Origin of the sequence: Streptomyces sp. NRRL S-350 (assembly GCF_000719705.1) — a bacterium.
In the GTDB taxonomy this organism is placed as follows: domain Bacteria; phylum Actinomycetota; class Actinomycetes; order Streptomycetales; family Streptomycetaceae; genus Kitasatospora.
The window spans coordinates 1-19643 of the sequence record NZ_JOHO01000085.1 but is presented as its reverse complement, the minus strand read 5'-3'; the positions used below and the strand labels follow the sequence as shown (position 1 = coordinate 19643).

Sequence of the window (19643 nt, the reverse complement as noted above, 5' to 3'; positions counted from 1 at the left end):
GCGCCCGGGTCACTCGGGTGGGGGCTGGTGGGGTGGGGGCGGGGCGTCGAGGGTGGCGGTATGGATGCGGAGGATGCTTGGCGGGCGGGGCAGTTGCGGCGGGCGGCGGCTGCGGCGCTGATCGGGACGGCGATCGAGTTCTACGACTTCTTCATTTACGGGACGGCGGCCGCGCTCGTCTTCGGGGCGGTGTTCTTTCCCGGACTGGGCGCGGTGGGGGCGTTGTTGGCGGCGTTCTCGGTGTACGCGGTGGCGTTCCTGGCCCGGCCGTTGGGGGCGGTGGTGTTCGGGCATTTCGGGGACCGGGTGGGTCGGAAGGCGACGCTGGTGGTGTCGTTGCTGCTGATGGGGTTGGCGACGGCGGCGGTGGGTTTGTTGCCGGGGTTCGCGGCGTGGGGCTGGTGGGCGCCGGTGGTGTTGGTGGCGTTGCGGGTGTGCCAGGGCGTCGGTCTGGGCGGGGAGTGGGGTGGGGCGGCGCTGCTGATCGCGGAGAACGCGCCGGCTGGGCGGCGGGGGCGCTACGGGGGGTTCCTGCAGTTGGGGCCGACGTGCGGGTTCGTGTTGGCGAACGGGGTGTTCTTGGCGCTGCAACTCGGCTTGGACGAGGCGGCGTTCCGGGCGTGGGGTTGGCGGGTGCCGTTCCTGGCCTCGTTCGTGCTGGTGGTGGTCGGGCTGTTCGTGCGGTTGCGGATCGAGGAGTCTCCGCTGTTCCGGGCGGAGGGGCGCCGGGTGCGGTTGCCGGTGTCGGAGGTGTTGCGCGGGCACTGGCGTCCGGTGTTGGCGGGCGGCGGGGCGATCACCGTCGGGTACGCGTTGTTCTACCTGACCACGACGTACGCGCTGGCGTACGCGACGTCCGGGTTGGGTGTGGCGAGCACGCTGGTGCTGGCGATGCTGCTGGTGGGTGCGGTGGGGATGGCGGGGACGGTGTGGTGGAGCGCCTCGCGCAGTGACCGGTGGGGGCGGCGGCGGGTGCTGCGGTGGGCGACGGGTCTTGCCGCCGGCTGGTCGCTGGTGTTGTTCCCGCTGCTGGAGACGGTGCGCGGGGTGTGGATGTTCGTCGCGTTGGCGGGGGCGATGGCGGCCCTGGGCTGCATGTTCGGGCCGTTGGCGGCGTTCCTGCCGGAGCTGTTCCCGACTCGGGTGCGCTACACGGGCGCCGCGTTGACGTACAACCTGGGCGGTGTGGTCGGTGGTGCGACGACGCCGCTGGTGGCGACGCGGTTGACGGAGGCGTACGGGACGGCGCAGCCGGTGGGCTGGTACTTGGCGGGGCTGGGCGTGGTGGCCCTGGGGTGTCTGTGGTTGTTGCCGGAGACGTCGGCTGCCGAGCTCGGCGCGGTGGACGGCGGACGCCGCCGGGCGCCCGTGTTGGGGGCGGATCCGGCGGCGTGACCGCGGTGGGGTCCGGGCGCAGGGCGGCCTGGGCGCCGAGGAGGCTCAGGCGGCTGCGGCGGCCAGGTGGGCGCGGCCGGCCAGCACGATGCCGGTGTGCCGGGTGACGTGGGCGCCGAGGTGTTCGGCGGTCGCGATGTCGGCCTTGTGGACGCCTTCGACGCCGCTGTCGGCCGGGGTGGAGGCGGCGGCGCCGTTGGAGAAGCCGAGGCGGTTGAGGTCGTTCTCGGAGCCGGTGGTGGCGTTCCAGCCGGGCTTGAGGCCGAGGTTGACCCAGGTCATGCCGTGCTGGGCGGCGAGGGTCTGGAAGAAGCCGAGGGTGCCGGCCTTGTCGCCGCTCTTGGAGGCGGAGTTGGTGAAGCCGGCGGCGAGCTTGTCCTTCCAGGCGTCGGTGTACCAGCGCTTGCTGGTGGCCTCGGCGAAGACGTGGAAGGCGCCGGAGGCGGTGCCCATGTAGGTGGGGGAGCCGAAGACGATCGCGTCGGCGGCGTCGAGCTGGGCCCACTGCTCTTCGGTGATGGTGTCGACGGCGATCGTGACGACCTCGGCACCTGCGGCGGCGGCGCCCCGGGCGACGGCTTCGGCGAGGACGGCGGTGTGGCCGTAGCCGGAGTGGTAGGCGAGGGCGATGGTGGGGCGGATGGCGGTCATGCGGCACTCCAGGGGGCGGGGCGGGCGTGGGAGGACGGGACGAGGCGGGGCGCACCATGGCGGCGCCGGCCCGTCGAACGGTCTCCAATATAGACCAGGTCTCCATTGGTTACCAAGGGTGGATTGGAGACCGTAGCGATACCCTGGAGGCATGACGACGGAGGAAGTGCCCCTGGCCGGGACCGGACAGTGCCCGGAGGGGGACGGTCGCGAGCGGGCCGGCTGCGAGCGGGTCGGCTGCGAGCCGGGCGACCACGAGCGGGACGAGCAGGAGTACAGCGTGTTCGCCCGGCTCTGCCCCAGTCGCGAGGTGTTCGCCGAGCTCGCCGACAAGTGGTCGATGCTGATCCTGATGGGCCTCCTCACGTGCGGGCCGCAGCGCTTCTCCGAACTCCAGCGCGGGGTCGGCGGGGTCAGTCGCAAGATGCTCACCCAGTCCCTGCGCAACCTGGAGCGCAGCGGCCTGGTGCTCCGTACGGTCTTCCCGGAGACGCCGCCGCGGGTGGTCTACGACCTGCTGCCGCTCGGTCGCGAGCTGGCCGAGCTGCTGGCGCCGGTCGGCCGGTGGACGGAGCATCGTGCGGGGCTGATGATGGCCGCCCGCGAGGAGTTCGACGCGGCCCACGGCGAGGGCTGAGGCGGCAGGTCGGCGGGGTGGGGTCGATTTCCCTTCCGGGCGGACGGCCGTGTAATGTCTTCCTTGTTCGACCGGCCCGGTGAAAACCCGGCAAGCCCCTATAGCTCAGTCGGTAGAGCGTCTCCATGGTAAGGAGAAGGTCTGCGGTTCGATTCCGCATGGGGGCTCAACTGGAAGACCCCCGCCTCAGGGCGGGGGTCTTCTGCGTTTCGGTGACGGGTCGACCCGCGTCGGCCTAGCGGGTCGGGTACGGAATGCGCTGTGATGGGGCGTCATCGGCCGCCCGCCCGACGGGTCCGGGCGTGAGCCGGACCCTGACCGGGAGGGCGTCATGGGCGTTCGACTCGTGGTGGTGGACGACCACCGGCTGCTGGCCGAGGCACTGGCCGCCGCGCTCCAACTACGCGGACACCGGGTGGTCGCGGTCGGCTCCCCGGCCGGTGCCGCGGCCGATCTGGTGGTCGGGCGGCGGCCCGAGGTGTGCCTGCTGGGGGTGGCCGCGCCGGCTGAGTCGGGTGCCTTCGACGGACTGCTCCGGATCCGCCGGGTGCGCCCCGAGGTGGCTGTGATCGTGCTCGGGCCGGTGGGTGAACTGCGCGGTGTCGCTGCGGCGTTCGCGGCCGGGGCGGCGGGGTACGTGCCCAGCGACGAGCGGATCGAGGTGGTCGAGCGGGCGATCGGCCGGGCCCGGGCGGGGGAGGCCGCCGTCGCGGTGGACATCCTGCGCGGGGCCTTCGACCAACTGCTGCGCCCGGTGGTTGAACCGGACGACGAGGCGGTCCGGCTGCTGCGGTTGCTGACCCGCCGTGAGGTGCAGGTGCTGGCCCGGATCGCGGACGGCGAGGACACCGCGGCGATCGCCGCCGGGATGCGGATCGCCGCCAGCACCGCCCGGACGCACGTCCAGCGGGTGCTGATGAAGCTCGGTGCGCGGACCAGGTTGGAGGCAGCCGCGGTGGCGGCGCGCACCGGGCTGCTGGAGCGGATGGCCGCCGGTTGAGGACTTGGTGAAAAGCGTGCGGGCGGCGTCCGGGTGGTCCGAAGCACTCGGCGGGCTTGGGAGAATGGGCCCCAGTCGTACGCATTCCGTCGATGGCTCCGCCGACCGCGGGTCATCGCCCGCTGGAGGTCCCAACATGAGTAAGTACCTGGTCACGGGTGGCGCCGGCTACGTCGGCAGTGTGGTGGCCGCGCACCTGCTGGAGGCGGGGCACCAGGTGACGGTCCTGGACGATCTCTCGACCGGCTTCCGTGAGGCTGTCCCGGCCGGCGCCGAGTTCGTCGAGGGCCGGATCCAGGAGGCCGGCAAGGTGCTGGACGGCTCCTTCGACGGCGTGCTGCACTTCGCCGCCTCCTCGCAGGTCGGCGAGTCGGTCGCGGACCCGGAGAAGTACTGGCGCAACAACGTGGCCGGCTCGCTGGAGCTGGTCGGCGCGATGCGCGTGGCGGGCGTGCGCAAGCTGGTGTTCTCCTCCACCGCCGCCACCTACGGCGAGCCGGAGGCCGTGCCGATCGCCGAGACCGCCCGCACCGCGCCGACCAACACCTACGGCGCCACCAAGCTCGCCGTGGACCACCTGATCACCAGCGAGGCCGTCGCGCACGACCTGGCCGCCGTCTCGCTGCGCTACTTCAACGTGGCCGGTGCGTACGCCGGTTCTTCCGGTGTCACGTTCGGCGAGCGGCACGAGCCGGAGTCGCACCTCATCCCGCTGGTCTTCCAGGCGGCGCTCGGGCAGCGTCCGCACATCGCGGTGTACGGCGACGACTACCCGACCCCGGACGGCACCTGCATCCGCGACTACATCCATGTCGCGGACCTGGCCGAGGCCCACCTGCTGGCGCTGGACGCGGCCAAGCCGGGCGAGCACCTGATCTGCAACCTCGGCAACGGCAGCGGCTTCTCGGTGCGCGAGGTGATCGAGTCGGTCAAGCGCGTCACCGGCCGGGAGATCCCGGTGCAGGTCGCCGGCCGTCGCGCCGGCGACCCGGCGGTGCTGGTGGCCTCGGCCGCGCGCGCCCACGAGGCGCTGGGCTGGACGCCGCGCCGCCCCGAGCTGGACGACATCGTCGCGGACGCCTGGAGGTTCACCCTGGAGAAGAACGGCCAGTAGGCGCCCGCGCCCGCGCCGCCCGCACGGCGTCCGTGCCGGCAACGGCACGGACGTCAACTGCCGCGGCCACCGCGGCCCCTGCGGGCACCGCCTCCGGACCGGACCGGAGCGGTGCCCGTGGCCGACGGCCGGCCCGCTGGCGGCGCAAGTCCTGCCACCCACGCACCTTCTGACGTAACTTCACCGAATCGCCACGAGGGCGTTTCCCGACCCGTACCCTGAGGGCGGCACCGGTGGGGCCGGCGTCCTTTCGGTTTCACCGGCCACCGGTGGGCAGGCGGAGCGGCGGGTCCGGAGCGCGGATGCCGGGCCGGCTCCCCGCTCCCGGGCTCGGGCGGTCTGAGCAGGGGGAGGGACGATGGGGCGGATTCGCGTCCTGGTGGTCGACGACCACCGGATCTTCGCCGAGGCACTGGCCGCGGCGCTCGCCGCCGAGCCGGACGTGGAGGTGGGTGCGGCCGGCAGCGCGGCCGCCGCCGAGCGGGCGATGGAGCGCGCCGCCACCGAGGGCCGCCCCTACGACGTCGCACTGATCGACGCCGACCTCGGCTCCGAGCCCGCCGGGGCGGCCGGGAGCGGGGCGGCAGGAGGGACCGGAGCGGTCGGTCCGCCGGGTTCGGCCCCGCCGGTCGCCCGCAGACGGCCCGGACCGGATCCCGTCGACGAGGTGCGGCGCCGGGTGGCCCCGCCCGTACCGCCGCCGCGACGGTCGTCCGAACCGCCTGGAGCGCCGGTCCCGCTGTCGTCCGCGCCGCCGGGCGCCCGCCCGGGGCCGGACCCGCTCCGGGTCGACCACCTCAGACCCGCGGCCCCGCCGCCCGACGGCATCTCCCTGCTGGCCCGGCTCCGCCGCGCCCACCCCGGGCTGCGCGCCGTCGTCCTGGCCGTCGCCGACGACCCGCACCGCGCCGCCCGCGCCCTGCACGCGGGCGCCACCGGCTGGGTCGCGAAGGAGAGTTCGCTGGCCCGGCTGCTCGCGGTGGTCCGGGGCGTGCTGCGGGACGAGACGCACCTGCCGCCCGCGCTGCTCACCGGGGTGATCCGCGAGCTGACCACCGCCCGGCGGGACCGCACCGAGAGCGAGCGCCTGGTGGACACCCTCACCCCGCGGGAGAAGCAGATCCTGCGCTGCATGGTCGCGGGCCTGGGGCGGCAGGCCGTCGCGGAGCGGCTCTACCTGTCGCCGCACACCGTCCGGACGCACATGCAGAACGTGCTCGGCAAGCTCGGGGTGCACTCCACGCTGGCTGCCGTCGCGGTCGCCCGCCGGGCGGGGGTCAGCCCGGCCGAGCCGGTCGCCGCACCGCCGTCGGTGGCGGCCGTCGTCGAGCGGCCGTGAGGTCCGGCCGGTCGGGGCTCAGCCCGGGATGTTGTCGAAGGGGGCGACCAGCAGCCGCAGCAGGGTGGCGAGTTCGCTCTGCTGGGCGGTGGTGAGCTGGGCGAGCAGTTCGCGCTCGTGCGCGAGCAGTCCGGCGAGTGCCTGGTCGGCGCGGTCGCGGCCGTCGTCGGTGAGCCGGACGAGTACGCCGCGCCGGTCGTCCGGGTCGGGCAGGCGCTTGACCAGGCCCTTGCCGGTGAGCCGGTCGATCCGGTTGGTCATGGTGCCGGAGGTGACCAGGGTCTGGGTGAGCAGCTGGCCGGGGGAGAGCTGGTAGGGGGTGCCGGCCCGCCGCAGGGCGGTCAGGACGTCGAACTCCCAGGGCTCCAGGCCGTGCTCGGCGAAGGCGGTGCGGCGCGCGCGGTCGAGGTGCCGGGCGAGCCGGCTGACCCGGCTGAGCACCTCGAGCGGTTCCACGTCGAGGTCGGGGCGCTCCCGGCGCCACGCTGCGACCAGCCTGTCGACCTCGTCCTCCATGACGATCAGTGTATCGGTGGATGTGTCGATGTGAAGTCTCTTGACATCGAGAAATGTGCCAGCGAGGCTACGGCGAGATATCTTGATGTCGAGATACCTCCGAGGTGGACCATGACCGACCCCGTCTGGGACCCGGCGCAGTACCTGCGCTTCGCCGACGAACGCACCCGCCCCCTGCGCGACCTGCTCGCCCGCGTCCCCGCCCTCCCGCAGCCCGGCGCCGAGACGGTTCTCGACATCGGGTGCGGGCCCGGCAACTCCACTGCCGTCCTGCGCGAACGCTGGCCGCACGCCCGGATCACCGGCGTCGACAACTCCGCCCCGATGCTCGCCACCGCCCGCACCGAGGGCGAGCCGAGCGCCGACTACCTGCTCGCCGACGCCCGCGACTACGACCCCCGCCCGGCCCGGCCCGACCTGATCGTCTCCAACGCCGCCCTGCAGTGGATCGACGGCCACCTCGACCTCGTCCCGCGCTGGGCCGCCGCCCTGCGCCCGGGCGCGGCGCTCGCCTTCCAGGTCCCCGGCAACTTCGACGCCCCCAGCCACACCCTGCTCGCCGGACTGCGCCGCAGCCCCCGCTGGCGCGACCGGCTCGGCGAGGACGGCGTGCGCGCCGGCGTCCACGAGCCCGAGCGCTACCTCGACGCCCTGGCCGCCGCCGACTGCCTCCCGGACGTCTGGGAGACCACCTACCGCACCCTGCTCCCCGGGCCGGACCCGGTCCTGGAGTGGGTCAAGGGCACCGCACTGCGCCCCGTCCTTACCCGGCTCGCCGATCCGGCCGAACGGGCCGCCTTCCTCGACGAGTACGGGCGGCTCCTGCGCGAGGCGTATCCGGCCGGGCCGTACGGGACGGTGTTCCCGTTCCGGCGGATCTTCGCGGTGGGGATCAGGCGGTAGGCGCGGGCCGCGAAGACGACGACGGCTGGTCAGCCCTTGCGGTCGCCGACCAGCCGCGGGTGCCGCTCCAGGCCCTCCAGTCCGTGCCAGGCGAGGTTCACCAGGTGCGCCGCCACCGTCGCCTTGTCCGGCTTGCGGACCTCCAGCCACCACTGCCCGGTCAGCGCGACCATGCCGACCAGCATCTGCGAGTACATCGGGGCCAGTCGGGCGTCGAAGCCGCGGGACTTGAACTCCAGGCCCAGGATGTCCTCGACCTGCGTCGCGATGTCGCTGATCAGCGAGGCGAAGGTGCCGGTCGACTGGGCCACCGGCGAGTCCCGGACCAGGATCCGGAAGCCGTCCGTCGAAGTGTCGATGTAGTCCATCAGCGCGAAGGCGGCCTGTTCCAGCAGTTCGCGCGAGTGCCCGCCGGTCAGCGCGCCGGTCACCATGTCCAGCAGCAGCTGCATCTCGCGGTCCACCACCACCGCGTACAGCCCCTCCTTGCCGCCGAAGTGCTCGTACACCACGGGCTTCGACACCCCGGCGCGCTCGGCGATCTCCTCCACCGAGGTGCCGTCGTAGCCGCGCTCCGCGAAGACCGTCCGGCCGATCTCCAGCAGCTGCTCACGACGCTGCTTGCCGGTCATCCGGACCCGGCCGCCCCGGCGGCGCGGGGCCGGGGCGGCCGGGTCGGCGGCCCCGCCGGTCGGTGCAGCGGCCCGCGGCCGGGCCGGCGCCGCAGCGGGCGCCGCGTCCGTCCGCGTGCTCTGGTGACCGCCTGTGCTGTCTTCGCTGCTCCCGTTCACCCCTACATCATGCTGGAAGCGCCGCCTCATGCGGCGCGGCGGGCGGCGATCCGCTGGGCGTCCGGCCAGCGGACGTCCCGCACCCAGCCGGCCAGCTCGAACCAGCGGATCAGCCGGGCCGAGGAGTCGATCTGCCCCGGGAGCACCCCGTGCCGGGCCGCGGTCGGGTCGGCGTGGTGCAGGTTGTGCCAGGACTCGCCGCAGGAGAGCACCGCGAGCCACCAGACGTTGCCGGAGCGGTCCCGGGAGCGGAACGGGCGCCGGCCGACGGCGTGGCAGATCGAGTTGATCGACCAGGTGACGTGGTGCAGCAGACCCACCCGGACCAGCGAACCCCAGAAGAAGGCGGACAGCGCGCCCGTCCAGGAGAGCGTCACCAGACCGCCGATCAGCGGCGGAAGCAGCAGCGAGATCAGGGTCCAGAGCCAGAACAGCCGGGAGATCCGCCTTATGGCCGGGTCGCGGACGAGGTCGGGCGCGTAGGTGAGCTGCGGGGTCTGCTCCTCGTCGAACATCCAGCCCATGTGCGCCCACCACAGGCCCTTGAGCAGCGCCGGGACGCTCTCCCCGTAGCGCCAGGGCGAGTGCGGGTCGCCGTCCTTGTCGCTGAACCGGTGGTGCTTGCGGTGGTCGGCGACCCAGCGCACCAGCGGGCCCTCGACGGCGAGACTCCCGACGACGGCCATCGCGAGGCGCATCGGGCGGTTGGCCTTGAACGCGCCGTGGGTGAAGTAGCGGTGGTAGCCGACGGTGATGCCGTGGCAGGTGAGGAAGTACATGGCGACGGTGATCGCGACGTCCGTCCACCCCAGCCCCCAGCCCCAGGCCACCGGGACGGCGACCAGCAGGGCGGTGAACGGTACGAGGATGAACAGCCCCAGCGCGGCCCGCTCGGCCAGGCCCTGCTTCTCGCCGCCACGGGTGGCGGACAGCTGGGTGGCGGCTGCGGCTGCGGAGGCGGGATCGGTGTCGGGATCGGGAGACGGGGTGCGGGACGCGGCGTTCCCCGCGCGCGCCTCGCCGGCCTGAGTGGTCATGGGCGTCCCTTTGCGGCGTCCCGGTACGGGAGAGAAGCGGAGCCTACGTTGGCGTAACTTACGGCATCGTAGGTTGCGCCGCGCGTCGAGGGGAACACGGCGCCGCGTGGCGCCGGAGCGAATTCACCCGACCGGATGGATGAACTCCGGCCCCGCGCTGTGCGGTCGGCGGATGCGGTCCGGGCGCGGATCGGGCGCGGATCGGGCGCGGACCGGACGCGGATCCGAGCTCGCGGATCAGTGCAAGTGGATACCCAGGGCAGGGTCGACTCGGGTAGGGTCTGACACGACTGTCCGCCGTGGTGTAATGGCAGCACAGGGCCCTTTGGAGGCCTTTGTCTGGGTTCGAATCCTAGCGGCGGAGCCCTTGCGCGCCTCTGATTCGGGCGTCCTCCACCACGCCGGTATTGTCGGTGCCGCTCGGCGGACTGTGCGACTGGCGACCGGCCTGGGTCCGGGCCGGGCCTGCTCTGCCCTCTTGTGAACCGACCGAGGAGCCTCCCCCCATGGGTGCCAATTCGCTTGCCGCCGTTGTCGTGCTCGCCGCCGGTGGCGGGACCCGGATGAAGTCGAACAAGCTGCCCAAGGTGCTGCACGAGGTGTGCGGACGGTCGCTGGTGGGTCATGCGGTGGCGGCGGCCGGGGAACTGACGCCCGAGCAGCTCGTCGTGGTCGTCGGGCACCAGCGCGAGCAGGTGCAGGAGCACCTGGCGGCGCACCACCCGGCCGTGCGCACGGCCGTGCAGGAGGAGCAGAACGGCACCGGGCACGCGGTGCGCACGGCGCTGGAGGCGCTGGGCGCGGACGGCGTGGTGCTGGACGGCACGGTGATCGTCACCGCCGGAGACTCGCCGCTGCTGACCGGGGCGACCCTGCGCCGGCTGGCGGACGCCCACACGGCCCAGCAGAACGGCGTCACCGTGCTGACCGCCGTCGTCCCGGAGCCCTTCGGCTACGGCCGGATCCTGCGGGACGAGGACGGCACGGTCGCCTCGATCGTGGAGGAGCGGGACGCCACCGCCGTCCAGCGCGCGATCCCCGAGATCAACTCGGGCGTCTTCGCCTTCGACGCCAAGCTGCTCGCCGAGGCGCTGGCCGAGCTCACCACGGACAACTCGCAGGGCGAGGAGTACCTGACCGACACCCTGGAGATCCTGCGCAAGGCCGGCCACCGGGTGGGTGCCGTGGTCGCCGACGACCACCGGGACATCCTCGGCATCAACGACCGGGTCCAGCTGGCGCAGGCCCGCCGGCTGCTGAACGACCGCCTGCTGGAGCAGGCGATGCGCGCGGGCGTCACCGTGGTGGACCCGGCGACCACCTGGTTCGACGTGCAGGTGACCTACGAGCCGGACGCCGTGGTGCTGCCCAACACCCAGCTGCAGGGCGCCACCCACCTGGGCGAGGGCTGCGAGGTCGGCCCCAACTCGACCCTGAAGGACACCCTGGTCGGCGCCGGCGCCCGTGTGAGCAACACCACGGCCGACCGCGCCGAGATCGGCGAGCTGGCCACCGCCGGCCCGTACGCCTACCTGCGCCCGGGCGCGAAGCTGGGCCGCAAGGCGAAGGTCGGCACCTACGTCGAGGTGAAGAACTCCGAGCTGGGCGAGGGCGCCAAGGTGCCGCACCTCTCCTACATCGGCGACGCGACGATCGGTGAGGGCACCAACGTCGGCGCGGCCTCCGTCACCGTGAACTACGACGGCGTGAACAAGCACCGCACCGTCATCGGTGCGCACTGCCGCACCGGCTCGGACAACATGTTCATCGCGCCCGTCACCATCGGTGACGGCGCCTACACCGGCGCGGGCTCGGTCATCACCTCCGACGTCCCGCCGGGCGCACTCGGCGTGAACCGCGCGCACCAGCGCAACATCGAGGGCTGGGTCGAGCGCAAGCGCCCCGGGACCGCGTCCGCGCTGGCCGCCAAGGCCGCGACGGACGGGGCCGAGGAGGCCTGACGGGGCGGGCGGGGCTCCTGAGGCCGGTCCCGAGGCGGACGGTTTCTGCGCGGGCGCGTAACCTGGGGGACATACGTGCGCCACTGGGCTTACCGCCCGTGTCCAGGCGTACCGACAATTCCCCGACCCCGTACCGCGCGTGGGCCTCGCCTGCCCGCACCGGGTCGAGGATTCAGCGTCCGCAACGCGAGGAGACGGTGCAGTGAGCGGGATCACGACGTCGGGTGAGAAGAAACTGAAACTCTTCTCCGGCCGTGCCCACCCCGAGCTGGCGAGGGAGGTGGCCGCGGCGCTCGAGACCGAACTCGTCCCGACCAAGGCCCTGGACTTCGCCAACGGCGAGATCTACGTCCGCTTCCTGGAGTCCGCCCGCGGTGCGGACTGCTTCGTGATGCAGAGCCACACGGCTCCCATCAACCAGTGGATCATGGAGCAGCTGATCATGATCGATGCTCTGAAGCGGGCCTCCGCCAAGAGCATCACCGCGATCCTGCCGTTCTACGGCTACGCCCGCCAGGACAAGAAGCACCTCGGCCGCGAGCCCATCTCGGCCCGCCTGGTCGCCGACCTGCTGCGCCAGGCCGGCGCCGACCGCCTGATGGCCGTGGACCTGCACACCGCGCAGATCCAGGGCTTCTTCGACGGCCCGGTGGACCACCTCTTCGCGCTGCCGCTGCTGGCCGACTACATCGGCGGCAAGGTGGACCGCTCGAAGCTGACGGTCGTCTCGCCGGACGCCGGCCGGGTGAAGGTGGCCGACCAGTGGTGCGACCGCCTGGACGCCCCGCTGGCGATCATCCACAAGCGCCGCGACATCACCCGGGCCAACACCATCCTGTCGGCCGACGTCGTCGGTGACGTCCAGGACCGGGTCTGCGTCCTGGTCGACGACATGATCGACACCGCCGGCACGATCTGCGCCGCCGCCGACGCGCTGTTCGACAACGGTGCCGCCGACGTCCTGGTCGCGGCCACCCACGGCGTGCTCTCCGGCCCGGCCGCGGACCGGCTGAAGAACTCCCGGGTCAGCGAGTTCGTGTTCACCAACACGCTGCCCACCCCGGCCCAGCTCCAGCTGGACAAGATCACCACGCTGTCCATCGCCCCGTCGATCGCCGCCGCGATCCGCGAGGTGTTCGAGGAGGGCTCCGTCACGAGCCTCTTCGAGGGCGTGCACTGACGAAGGCCCGCGCAGGCGGCCCCGGCCCGGGAAGGGCCGGGGCCGCCGCCGATTTCACGAGAGGCCACCCGTGCGGTTAGACTCGTGAAACTGCTCGGCGAGGGATGCCGTGCGCCTGCTCACCGGGCGCCCGATCCGTGATCGACGCGCTGCCGGTGTCGGATTCCCGTCCGCCGGCAGGCCGTTGCCGCCGAGTGACCCCCGAACGTACTGAGGGTGTGGTCCCGGCGGTTTTTCGCGTTGCCTGCACCCCCGCGCCAGTTTCCACGAGGAGTGCAGTCGTGTCCGAGATCCGTCTTGCTGCTGAGACCCGTACCGAGTTCGGCAAGGGTGCCGCCCGTCGCGCCCGCCGCGCCGGCCTCGTCCCGGGTGTCGTCTACGGCCACGGCCACGCCCCGGTTCACCTGAACCTGCCCGGCCACGACCTGATGATGGCCCTGAAGACCCCGAACGCCCTGCTGGTCGTGCCGATCGAGGGCAAGGACGAGTACGTGCTGCCGAAGGCCGTCCAGCGCGAGGCCATCAAGCGCACCATCGAGCACGTCGACCTGCTGCTCGTCAAGCGCGGCGAGAAGGTCAACGTCGAGATCCCGGTCCACACCGAGGGCGAGCTGGCCCCGGGCGGCAACCTGCTGGAGCACGTCCTGCAGGCCCTGCCGATCGAGGCCGAGGCCACCCACCTGCCCGAGAGCGTCACCGTCTCGGTCGAGGGCCTGGCGGCCGGCGCGTCGGTCTACGCCAAGGACATCACCCTGCCGGCCGGTACCACCCTGGCCGTCGACGGCGACGCCGTCGTGCTGCAGGTCATCGGCGCCCAGGCCTCGCAGGCCGACGCCGACGCCGAAGCTGCCGAGGCCGCCGCCGGGGCCTGAGCCCCGCGCTAGAGCTTGCTGACCGCTGCCCCGGTCGCTCCTGCTGGAGCGCCCGGGGCAGCGGTGTGTCCGGGATGATGGCGACGAGCGCGCAGACGAGGAGTGAGAGCGGCATGGCGGACGAGTACGAAGGCCCCTGGCTGGTGGTGGGGCTGGGCAACCCGGGCGAGCAGTATGCCCGGAACCGGCACAACATCGGGTTCATGGTGGTGGACCTGCTGGCGCAGCGGATGGGCGCCAGGTTCAAGGCGCACAAGAGCCGGGCGCAGGTGGCCGAGGGGCGGCTGTCGGGCCGGCGGGTGGTGCTCGCCAAGCCGATGTCCTTCATGAACCTCTCCGGCGGGCCGGTCACGGCGCTGCGCGACTTCTACAAGGCGCCGGCCGCCTCGGTGGTCGCGGTCCACGACGAACTCGACCTCGACTACGCGGCGCTGCGGCTGAAGCTGGGCGGCGGGGACAACGGCCACAACGGGCTGAAGTCGATCACCAAGTCGCTGGGCCCGGACTACCACCGGGTGCGCTGCGGGATCGGCCGCCCGCCGGGCCGGATGGAGGTCGCGGACTTCGTCCTGAAGGACTTCTCCTCGACCGAGCGCAAGGAACTGGACTGGTTCGTGGACCGCGCGGCGGACGCGGTGGAGGCGTTGCTGTCCGAGGGCCTGGAGCGGGCGCAGGGCACGTACAACTCCTGATTGACCGTCAACAGGGCGCGCCGGGTACGCAACAGTCGTACAACGCTTGCCGGAGCGCACCTGAATCGGTGTGAGAACGCCCCGCGCGATCGGATAGCGTCGGACCGGTACGCGAACGGGTCCTGGGGAGTTCTCGATGCGGAGATTGCGTCCGGTCCGCCGAACGCGGCGGAGCCGGGTGGTCCGGCTGAAGCAGTTCGGACGGCAGGTCGGTACGGCCGGTGCGCTGGGGGCGGCCGGAGTGCTGTTGACGGGCGGTGCGGTGGCGCACGCGGACCCGGTGGCCGAACCGGACCCGGCGGCCTCCCCGGAGCCCGCCGCGGCGCAGTTCAGCCCGGTGCTCGGCGAGTCGATGGGCCCCGACGCGGGGCTGCTGGCGGTCGGCGGCGGGCTGGTGGTGGCGGCCGGCGGCGCGGCGCTGTGGCTGAAGCGCAGGCGCGCGGGCGAGCCCGCGGAGTAGGAAACGAGGACGAGGGCCGGTGTCTCGGTGGGACACCGGCCCTCGCCGTTCCGGTCAGCCGCGTTGCGCAGCCGTGTTTCAGCCGGTGTTGCGCAGACCGGCGGCGATGCCGTTGACGGTCAGCAGCAGTGCGCGGGCACGCAGCGGGTCGTCGTGGCGGCCGGCCGCGATCTCCTCACGCTGGCGGCGCAGCAGCGCGACCTGGAGGTAGGAGATCGGGTCGAGGTAGGCGTCGCGGACGGCGAAGGTCTGCTTCAGCACCGGGTTGTGCTCCAGCAGTTCGTCCTCGCCGGTGAGCCGGAGCACCTCGCGCAGGGTGAGGTCGTGCTCGGCCTTGATCTGGTCGAAGACGTGGTGCAGCTCGCCGGGCACCAGCTGCTCGACGTAGTGGCGGGCGATCCGCAGGTCGGTCTTGGCCAGCGTCATCGCGACGTTGGACAGGAAGTTGCGGAAGAAGTGCCACTCGCCGTACATCTCGTCCAGCACGTCGCCCAGGCCCGCCGCGCGGGCGGCGGAGAGGCCGGCGCCGACGCCGTACCAGCCGGGGACGACCTGGCGGGACTGGGTCCAGCCGAAGACCCACGGGATGGCCCGCAGGCCGTCCAGGCCGGCGCCGGAGTCGGGGCGGCGGGACGGGCGGGAGCCCAGGTGCAGCGAGGCGAGCTGGTCGACCGGGGTGGAGGCGAAGAAGTACTTCGGCAGGTCCTCCTGCTCGACCAGGGCGCGGTAGGCGGTGTGGGCGGCCTCGGAGACCTGGTCCATCGCGGCGTCCCAGCGGGCCAGCGACTCGGGGGCCTGGCGCGGTGCGGTGTGCAGCGCGGAGGCCGACAGGGTGGCGGAGATGGTCAGCTCCAGGTTCTCCCGGGCGAGGGAGGGCAGCAGGTACTTGTCGGAGATGACCTCGCCCTGCTCGGTGACCTTGATCTCGCCCTCCAGGGTGCCCCAGGGCTGGGCCAGGATGGCCTCGTGGGAGGGGCCGCCGCCGCGGCCGACGGTGCCGCCGCGGCCGTGGAAGAGGCGCAGCCGGATGCCGTAGCGGTGGGCGACGTCGCGCAGTCGGCGCTGGGCGCGGTGGATCTCCCACTGGGAGGTGGTGATGCCGCCGAACTTGGAGGAGTCGGAGTAGCCGAGCATGACCTCCTGGACGTCGCCGCGCAGCGAGACGAGCAGCCGGTAGGAGGGGTCGGAGAGCATCTCGTCCAGGATGCGGTCGGCCTGCTGGAGTTCGTCGGTGGTCTCCAGCAGCGGCACGATGCCGATCTTGGCGATCCCGGCGTGCAGGTCGATCAGGCCGGCCTCGCGGGCGAGCACGGTCGCGGCGAAGACGTCGTCGGCGCCCTGGCACATCGAGATGATGTAGCTCTCGACGATCTCGTCGCCGAAGCGCTCGAAGCCCTCGCGGACGGTGTTGAAGACCCCGAGGGTCTTGGTGCCGGCCTCGTCGAGCGGGGCCGGGGTGGGGGCGAGCGGGCGGCGCGAGCGCAGTTCCTTGGCGAGCAGCTTCTGCCGGTACTCGCGCGGCATGTCGGCGTAGCGCCAGGCCTCCTCGCCGAGCCGGTCGAAGAGCTGGCCGAGGGCGTGGTGGTGGGCCTCGGCGTGCTCGCGCACGTCCATGGTGGCGAGCTGGAGGCCGAAGGCCTCGATGGTGCGGATGGCGCGGGCGAGGCGGCCGTCGGCGATGAGCTCGCCGCGGTGGGCGCGCAGGGAGTCCTGGATCAGCCGCAGGTCGGCGAGGAGTTCGCGGGTGCCGAGGTAGTCGCGGCCAGGGATGTGCGGGGTGCCGCCGGCCAGGCGCTCGCGGGTGTTCTCCAGCTTGAGCCGGATGCAGGTGGCCTTGAGGCGGTAGGGCTCCTCGGCGTTCATCCGCTTGTAGCGCGGGCTGAGTTCGGGGAGCAGGTGCAGGTCGGTGTTGAGCGAGGCGAGGAGTTCGACGGAGGCGCCTGCCAGCCGCTCGGAGGTGGAGAGGGTGCCCCGGAGGTCGTCGATGGCGTCCAGCGCGTCCTTGATGCCGTACTCGTGCTGGAGGTTGAGGACGTCCCAGGTGACCTGCGGGGTGACGTTGGGGTTGCCGTCGCGGTCGCCGCCGATCCAGGTGCCGAAGGTGAGCGGGCGGACGCCGTCGGGCAGGGTGAGGCCGACCCGGGCGAGCTCCTCCTGCAGCTCCTCCAGGACCTCGGGGACGGCCTCGCGGTAGAGCTCGTCCAGGTAGTAGACGGCGTTGCGGGCCTCGTCGGTGGGCTCGGGGCGGGCGATGCGCAGCTCGTCGGTCTGCCAGAGCAGGTCGATGACCTCGGCGAGGCGGCGGTCGGCGGAGCGCTTGGCGCTGCTCGTGCGGGCCGGGCCGGCCGCGACGAGGCCGGAGGCGAGTTCCTCGCGGTGGATGCGGTCGAGGAGTTCGCCGATCCGGCGCAGCTTGTTGAGGACGCTGCGGCGGGCGGCCTCGGTGGGGTGGGCGGTGAAGACCGGGCGGACCGCGAGGTGGGCCAGGGTGTCCTCGAGGTGCTTGGGGTCGGCCTCGGCGAGCTGGTCGGCGGTCTGCGCGAGCAGCGAGCCCTCGCGGGCGCGGCGGGTGGCGAACTCGCGGCCGCGGTGCACCTGCTCGGTGACGTTGGCGAGGTGGAAGTAGGTGGAGAAGGCCCGGACCAGCTTGGCGGCGGTGTCCAGGTCGATGCCGGAGAGGAGTTCGGCGGTGGCTTCGCCGTCGGTGCGGCTGAGCAGGCGGACCTGTTCGACCAGGCCGAGCAGCTGGGGGCCCTCCTGGCGGACCAGCGTCTCGCCGAGCAGGTCGCCGAGGCGGCGGATGTCCGCACGCAGGGCGGCATTGTCAGCGATGGCACTGACATGGTTGGCGCTGTCCGCCGGGTTGGGGACCGGAGCGGTCACGGCTGGCTCCCTGTGGTGGTGGGGTTCGGCAACGGCTCATCGTCACAGGTCCACCCGCGTGTGGCGGTTGTGACGCGTGCGGACCGCGCTGTCCGACGCGACCAGCATAGGTGTCGGGGCGTTCGCTGTCCGAGAGGTGGCCGGATGGCGGACAGGGCCACCGACGAGCACCTGTGGTCTGGACCACTTGGCGGACTGGGCAGGTGTGAAGGACAATCCCGGTGGGGAGGAGTGGGGGTTGCCGCATAGTCTGTCGCACATGAGCAAGTCGCCTGGGGAGCGCGCGCCGGACCGGTCGTTCTGGTGGTGGAAGCGGCCGCGCAGCGCCTTCCTGGACATCGGGCTGGCGCTGCTCGCCGCGCTGGAGTGCGCGGCCAGCACGATCGCCTTCCTGTCCGCCCGGGTGGACCTGACCACGGCGGGCACGGTCGGTACCGCGGTGGTCGGCGCCCTGGCCGGAGGCTCGCTGGTGCTGCGCCGGCGCTGGCCGGCCGTACCGGTGCTGGTCACCCTGGTCGCGATGCCGGGGATGCTCGGCGTGCTGCTGCTGGTGGTCGCGCTGTACACGCTGGCGGAGACCTGGGAGTGGCCCTCGCGGCGGCGGCGGGTGGTGGCGCTGTCCGCGCTGGCCTTCGCCGAGGCGGTCGCCGTGATGATGGTGTCGATGCTGACCCCCGGCGACTCCGGGGTGGAGCAGCCGCCGCTGTGGGGACAGGTCCTGATAGCGGTGCTGGTGGCCGTCGGGCTGACCGTCCCCCCGGTGGTGACCGGCCTGTACGTGGGCGCGCGGCGGCGGCTGATCGAATCGCTCAAGGACCGCGCCCACGGCCTGGAGACCGAGCTCGACCTGCTGGCCGAGCAGGCGCAGGAGCGCGCCCGCCGGGCCCGGCTGGAGGAGCGCACCCGGATAGCCAGGGAGATGCACGACGTGGTGGCGCACCGGGTGTCGCTGATGGTGGTGCACGCCGGGGCGCTGGAGCGGATCGCCGCCAAGGACCCGGAGAAGGCCGCGCAGAGCGCCAAGCTGATGGGCGAGGTGGGTCGGCAGGCCCTGAACGAGCTGCGCGAGATCCTCGGCGTGCTGAGGATGGACGACGAGCGGCAGCCCGAGCCGGACTCGCTGGCCGGGCTGCCGCGGCTGGTCGACCAGTCCCGGGCGGCCGGGATGGCGGTGACGCTGACGGTCAGCGGCAGTCGGCAGGAGTTCACCGGTGAGGCCGAGCGGACCGCCTACCGGGTCGTCCAGGAAGGGCTGACCAACGCGCACAAGCACGCGGGCGGCGCGCTGGTGTCCGTGCTGCTGGCGTACGCACCGAACGGGGTGCGGGTGAGCGTGGTGAACGCCTGCCCGGGCGGGGAGCGGGGCGCGGCCCAACTGCCCAGCGGGGGCAACGGGCTGGTCGGGATGAGGGAGCGGGTGGTCGCGCTGGGCGGCACCTTCTCCTCCGGGCCCGAGGCGGACGGCGGGTTCCGGGTCGAGGCGGTGCTGCCGTCCCGGCTGGCGGTACGGGTCGAGCGGCTGCGGTAGCCGCGGGCGGTCGGCCTGCGGGTCGTCGGCCTGCGGAGCCGTCAGCCGGCAGCCGTCAGCCGGATGGCGAGGGCGGGGCCGGTGGGGGCTCAGTACTCGTCCGCGGTGCGCAGCCGCTCCGGGGCGGTGCCCAGGACGAGGGCCGAGATCGCCTGGTCGATGCCGTGGCCGAGGAACCACTCGCCGGTGTGGTCGAGGCTGTAGACCCGGCCCTCCTCGTCGACGGCCAGCAGCGCCTGCCCGTACGCCTCCTCGCCGAGCGGGGCCAGCTGCGTCCCCAGCGCCCGGCCGAGGTCGAGCAGGGTGCGCGGCTGGTGCAGGCCGCACAGCGGGTCGATCAGGAACGGGGTGCGGGCCAGTTGGCGGCCCGGGCCGGACAGGTCGAAGGCGAGGCCGCCGAACTCCGCCCAGGCCTCCACCGCCGCCGGGAACACCGCGTGCCGCACGCCGGTGGGCGCGCCGTACCCGACCAGGGTGTCGGCCCACTCCTCGGCCTGCTGGATCTGCCAGCGGCCCGGGTGCCAGCCGGCCGCCTTGAGCTCCGCGGCGACGTCGGCGGGGAAACGCGGGCGGGTCCGCCCGGCGGTGCCGACGGCGCGGGCGGTGCCGGCCACGCCGACGGTGCCGGCGGTGCCGACGGCGCCGGAGGGGGAACCGGTGGCGGACAGGGTGGCCGGCGGGGGC

18 protein-coding genes and 2 tRNA genes are annotated in these 19643 nt (G+C 73.1%); 14 read left to right on the top strand and 6 right to left on the bottom strand.

The annotated features are described in order from the left end of the window. The first annotated feature begins 60 nt into the window (after positions 1–60). Positions 61–1395, top strand: a complete 1335-nt coding sequence (locus IF30_RS0137240) for an MFS transporter (RefSeq protein WP_051712041.1) — start codon at positions 61–63, stop codon at positions 1393–1395. A gap of 45 nt (positions 1396–1440) precedes the next feature. On the opposite strand, the gene IF30_RS0137235 is transcribed toward IF30_RS0137240, so the two are convergent. Beyond that, positions 1441–2046 (bottom strand): flavodoxin family protein, encoded by a 606-nt coding sequence (locus tag IF30_RS0137235; RefSeq protein ID WP_030246945.1) that lies wholly within the window; start codon positions 2044–2046, stop codon positions 1441–1443. A 151-nt stretch (positions 2047–2197) separates the two neighbouring features. On the opposite strand from IF30_RS0137235, the gene IF30_RS48335 reads away from it, so the two are divergent. The 5 genes from IF30_RS48335 to IF30_RS0137210 all read left to right on the top strand — a co-directional run bounded on the left by IF30_RS48335 (position 2198) and on the right by IF30_RS0137210 (position 6136). Beyond that, positions 2198–2683, top strand: coding sequence for a winged helix-turn-helix transcriptional regulator (locus tag IF30_RS48335; protein WP_078892006.1), 486 nt, complete (start codon positions 2198–2200; stop codon positions 2681–2683). A gap of 94 nt (positions 2684–2777) precedes the next feature. After that, a tRNA-Thr gene (locus tag IF30_RS0137225) sits at positions 2778–2850 on the top strand. Between the two features lie 164 nt (positions 2851–3014). Next, positions 3015–3683, top strand: a complete 669-nt coding sequence (locus IF30_RS0137220) for a LuxR C-terminal-related transcriptional regulator (protein ID WP_030246941.1) — start codon at positions 3015–3017, stop codon at positions 3681–3683. A gap of 136 nt (positions 3684–3819) precedes the next feature. After that, entirely contained in the window at positions 3820–4797 is a 978-nt protein-coding gene (galE, locus tag IF30_RS0137215) for a UDP-glucose 4-epimerase GalE (RefSeq protein ID WP_030246939.1), read from the top strand. Between the two features lie 358 nt (positions 4798–5155). After that, positions 5156–6136, top strand: a complete 981-nt coding sequence (locus IF30_RS0137210; RefSeq protein ID WP_037902527.1) for a LuxR C-terminal-related transcriptional regulator — start codon at positions 5156–5158, stop codon at positions 6134–6136. Between the two features lie 18 nt (positions 6137–6154). On the opposite strand, the gene IF30_RS0137205 is transcribed toward IF30_RS0137210, so the two are convergent. Next, positions 6155–6652: a MarR family winged helix-turn-helix transcriptional regulator gene (locus IF30_RS0137205; RefSeq protein WP_030246934.1), complete on the bottom strand. Its 498-nt coding sequence runs from the start codon at positions 6650–6652 to the stop codon at positions 6155–6157. Between the two features lie 111 nt (positions 6653–6763). Here IF30_RS0137205 and IF30_RS0137200 point away from each other — a divergent pair, with 111 nt between their 5' ends. Then, the gene (locus IF30_RS0137200; RefSeq protein WP_030246932.1) at positions 6764–7555 is read left to right on the top strand and encodes a methyltransferase domain-containing protein; all 792 of its coding nucleotides are present in this window, start codon (positions 6764–6766) and stop codon (positions 7553–7555) included. Between the two features lie 29 nt (positions 7556–7584). Here IF30_RS0137200 and IF30_RS0137195 read toward each other — a convergent pair whose 3' ends face one another. Further along, a complete protein-coding gene (locus IF30_RS0137195; RefSeq protein WP_234322983.1) occupies positions 7585–8346 on the bottom strand; it encodes a TetR/AcrR family transcriptional regulator in 762 nt (253 codons plus the stop codon). Positions 8347–8372: 26 nt separating this feature from the next. Further along, entirely contained in the window at positions 8373–9383 is a 1011-nt protein-coding gene (locus tag IF30_RS0137190) for an acyl-CoA desaturase (RefSeq protein WP_078892004.1), read from the bottom strand. 293 nt (positions 9384–9676) lie between these two features. On the opposite strand from IF30_RS0137190, the gene IF30_RS0137185 reads away from it, so the two are divergent. The 6 genes from IF30_RS0137185 (at position 9677) to IF30_RS0137160 (ending at position 14548) form a co-directional block, all read left to right on the top strand. After that, positions 9677–9747: transfer RNA gene (locus IF30_RS0137185), tRNA-Gln, on the top strand. Positions 9748–9889: 142 nt separating this feature from the next. Beyond that, positions 9890–11344, top strand: a complete 1455-nt coding sequence (gene glmU, locus IF30_RS0137180; RefSeq protein WP_030246926.1) for a bifunctional UDP-N-acetylglucosamine diphosphorylase/glucosamine-1-phosphate N-acetyltransferase GlmU — start codon at positions 9890–9892, stop codon at positions 11342–11344. Positions 11345–11546: 202 nt separating this feature from the next. Continuing rightward, complete coding sequence (locus tag IF30_RS0137175) at positions 11547–12524, top strand: ribose-phosphate diphosphokinase (RefSeq protein ID WP_030246925.1); 978 nt, start codon at positions 11547–11549, stop codon at positions 12522–12524. A 281-nt stretch (positions 12525–12805) separates the two neighbouring features. After that, positions 12806–13396, top strand: a complete 591-nt coding sequence (locus tag IF30_RS0137170; RefSeq protein WP_030246922.1) for a 50S ribosomal protein L25/general stress protein Ctc — start codon at positions 12806–12808, stop codon at positions 13394–13396. Positions 13397–13509: 113 nt separating this feature from the next. After that, the gene (pth, locus tag IF30_RS0137165; protein WP_030246921.1) at positions 13510–14088 is read left to right on the top strand and encodes an aminoacyl-tRNA hydrolase; all 579 of its coding nucleotides are present in this window, start codon (positions 13510–13512) and stop codon (positions 14086–14088) included. Between the two features lie 136 nt (positions 14089–14224). After that, complete coding sequence (locus IF30_RS0137160; RefSeq protein WP_158835822.1) at positions 14225–14548, top strand: hypothetical protein; 324 nt, start codon at positions 14225–14227, stop codon at positions 14546–14548. A gap of 78 nt (positions 14549–14626) precedes the next feature. On the opposite strand, the gene ppc is transcribed toward IF30_RS0137160, so the two are convergent. After that, positions 14627–17431 carry a phosphoenolpyruvate carboxylase gene (ppc, locus tag IF30_RS0137155; RefSeq protein WP_030246915.1) on the bottom strand — a complete coding sequence of 935 codons (2805 nt, stop codon included), beginning with the start codon at positions 17429–17431 and terminating at the stop codon, positions 14627–14629. A gap of 259 nt (positions 17432–17690) precedes the next feature. Here ppc and IF30_RS0137150 point away from each other — a divergent pair, with 259 nt between their 5' ends. Continuing rightward, complete coding sequence (locus IF30_RS0137150) at positions 17691–18959, top strand: sensor histidine kinase (RefSeq protein ID WP_030246913.1); 1269 nt, start codon at positions 17691–17693, stop codon at positions 18957–18959. 89 nt (positions 18960–19048) lie between these two features. Here the strand turns inward: IF30_RS0137150 and IF30_RS0137145 are convergent. Next, the coding region (locus IF30_RS0137145; RefSeq protein ID WP_420791198.1) for an SUKH-3 domain-containing protein at positions 19049–19643 on the bottom strand (595 nt) is incomplete at its 5' end.

Coding starts and splice junctions, on each gene's coding strand:
- IF30_RS0137240 (WP_051712041.1), top strand. CDS start 61: ATGGATGCGGAGGATGCTTGGCGGGCGGGGCAGTTGCGGCGGGCGGCG.
- IF30_RS0137235 (WP_030246945.1), bottom strand. CDS start 2,046: ATGACCGCCATCCGCCCCACCATCGCCCTCGCCTACCACTCCGGCTAC.
- IF30_RS48335 (WP_078892006.1), top strand. CDS start 2,198: ATGACGACGGAGGAAGTGCCCCTGGCCGGGACCGGACAGTGCCCGGAG.
- IF30_RS0137220 (WP_030246941.1), top strand. CDS start 3,015: ATGGGCGTTCGACTCGTGGTGGTGGACGACCACCGGCTGCTGGCCGAG.
- galE (WP_030246939.1), top strand. CDS start 3,820: ATGAGTAAGTACCTGGTCACGGGTGGCGCCGGCTACGTCGGCAGTGTG.
- IF30_RS0137210 (WP_037902527.1), top strand. CDS start 5,156: ATGGGGCGGATTCGCGTCCTGGTGGTCGACGACCACCGGATCTTCGCC.
- IF30_RS0137205 (WP_030246934.1), bottom strand. CDS start 6,652: ATGGAGGACGAGGTCGACAGGCTGGTCGCAGCGTGGCGCCGGGAGCGC.
- IF30_RS0137200 (WP_030246932.1), top strand. CDS start 6,764: ATGACCGACCCCGTCTGGGACCCGGCGCAGTACCTGCGCTTCGCCGAC.
- IF30_RS0137190 (WP_078892004.1), bottom strand. CDS start 9,383: ATGACCACTCAGGCCGGCGAGGCGCGCGCGGGGAACGCCGCGTCCCGC.
- glmU (WP_030246926.1), top strand. CDS start 9,890: ATGGGTGCCAATTCGCTTGCCGCCGTTGTCGTGCTCGCCGCCGGTGGC.
- pth (WP_030246921.1), top strand. CDS start 13,510: ATGGCGGACGAGTACGAAGGCCCCTGGCTGGTGGTGGGGCTGGGCAAC.
- IF30_RS0137160 (WP_158835822.1), top strand. CDS start 14,225: ATGCGGAGATTGCGTCCGGTCCGCCGAACGCGGCGGAGCCGGGTGGTC.
- IF30_RS0137150 (WP_030246913.1), top strand. CDS start 17,691: ATGAGCAAGTCGCCTGGGGAGCGCGCGCCGGACCGGTCGTTCTGGTGG.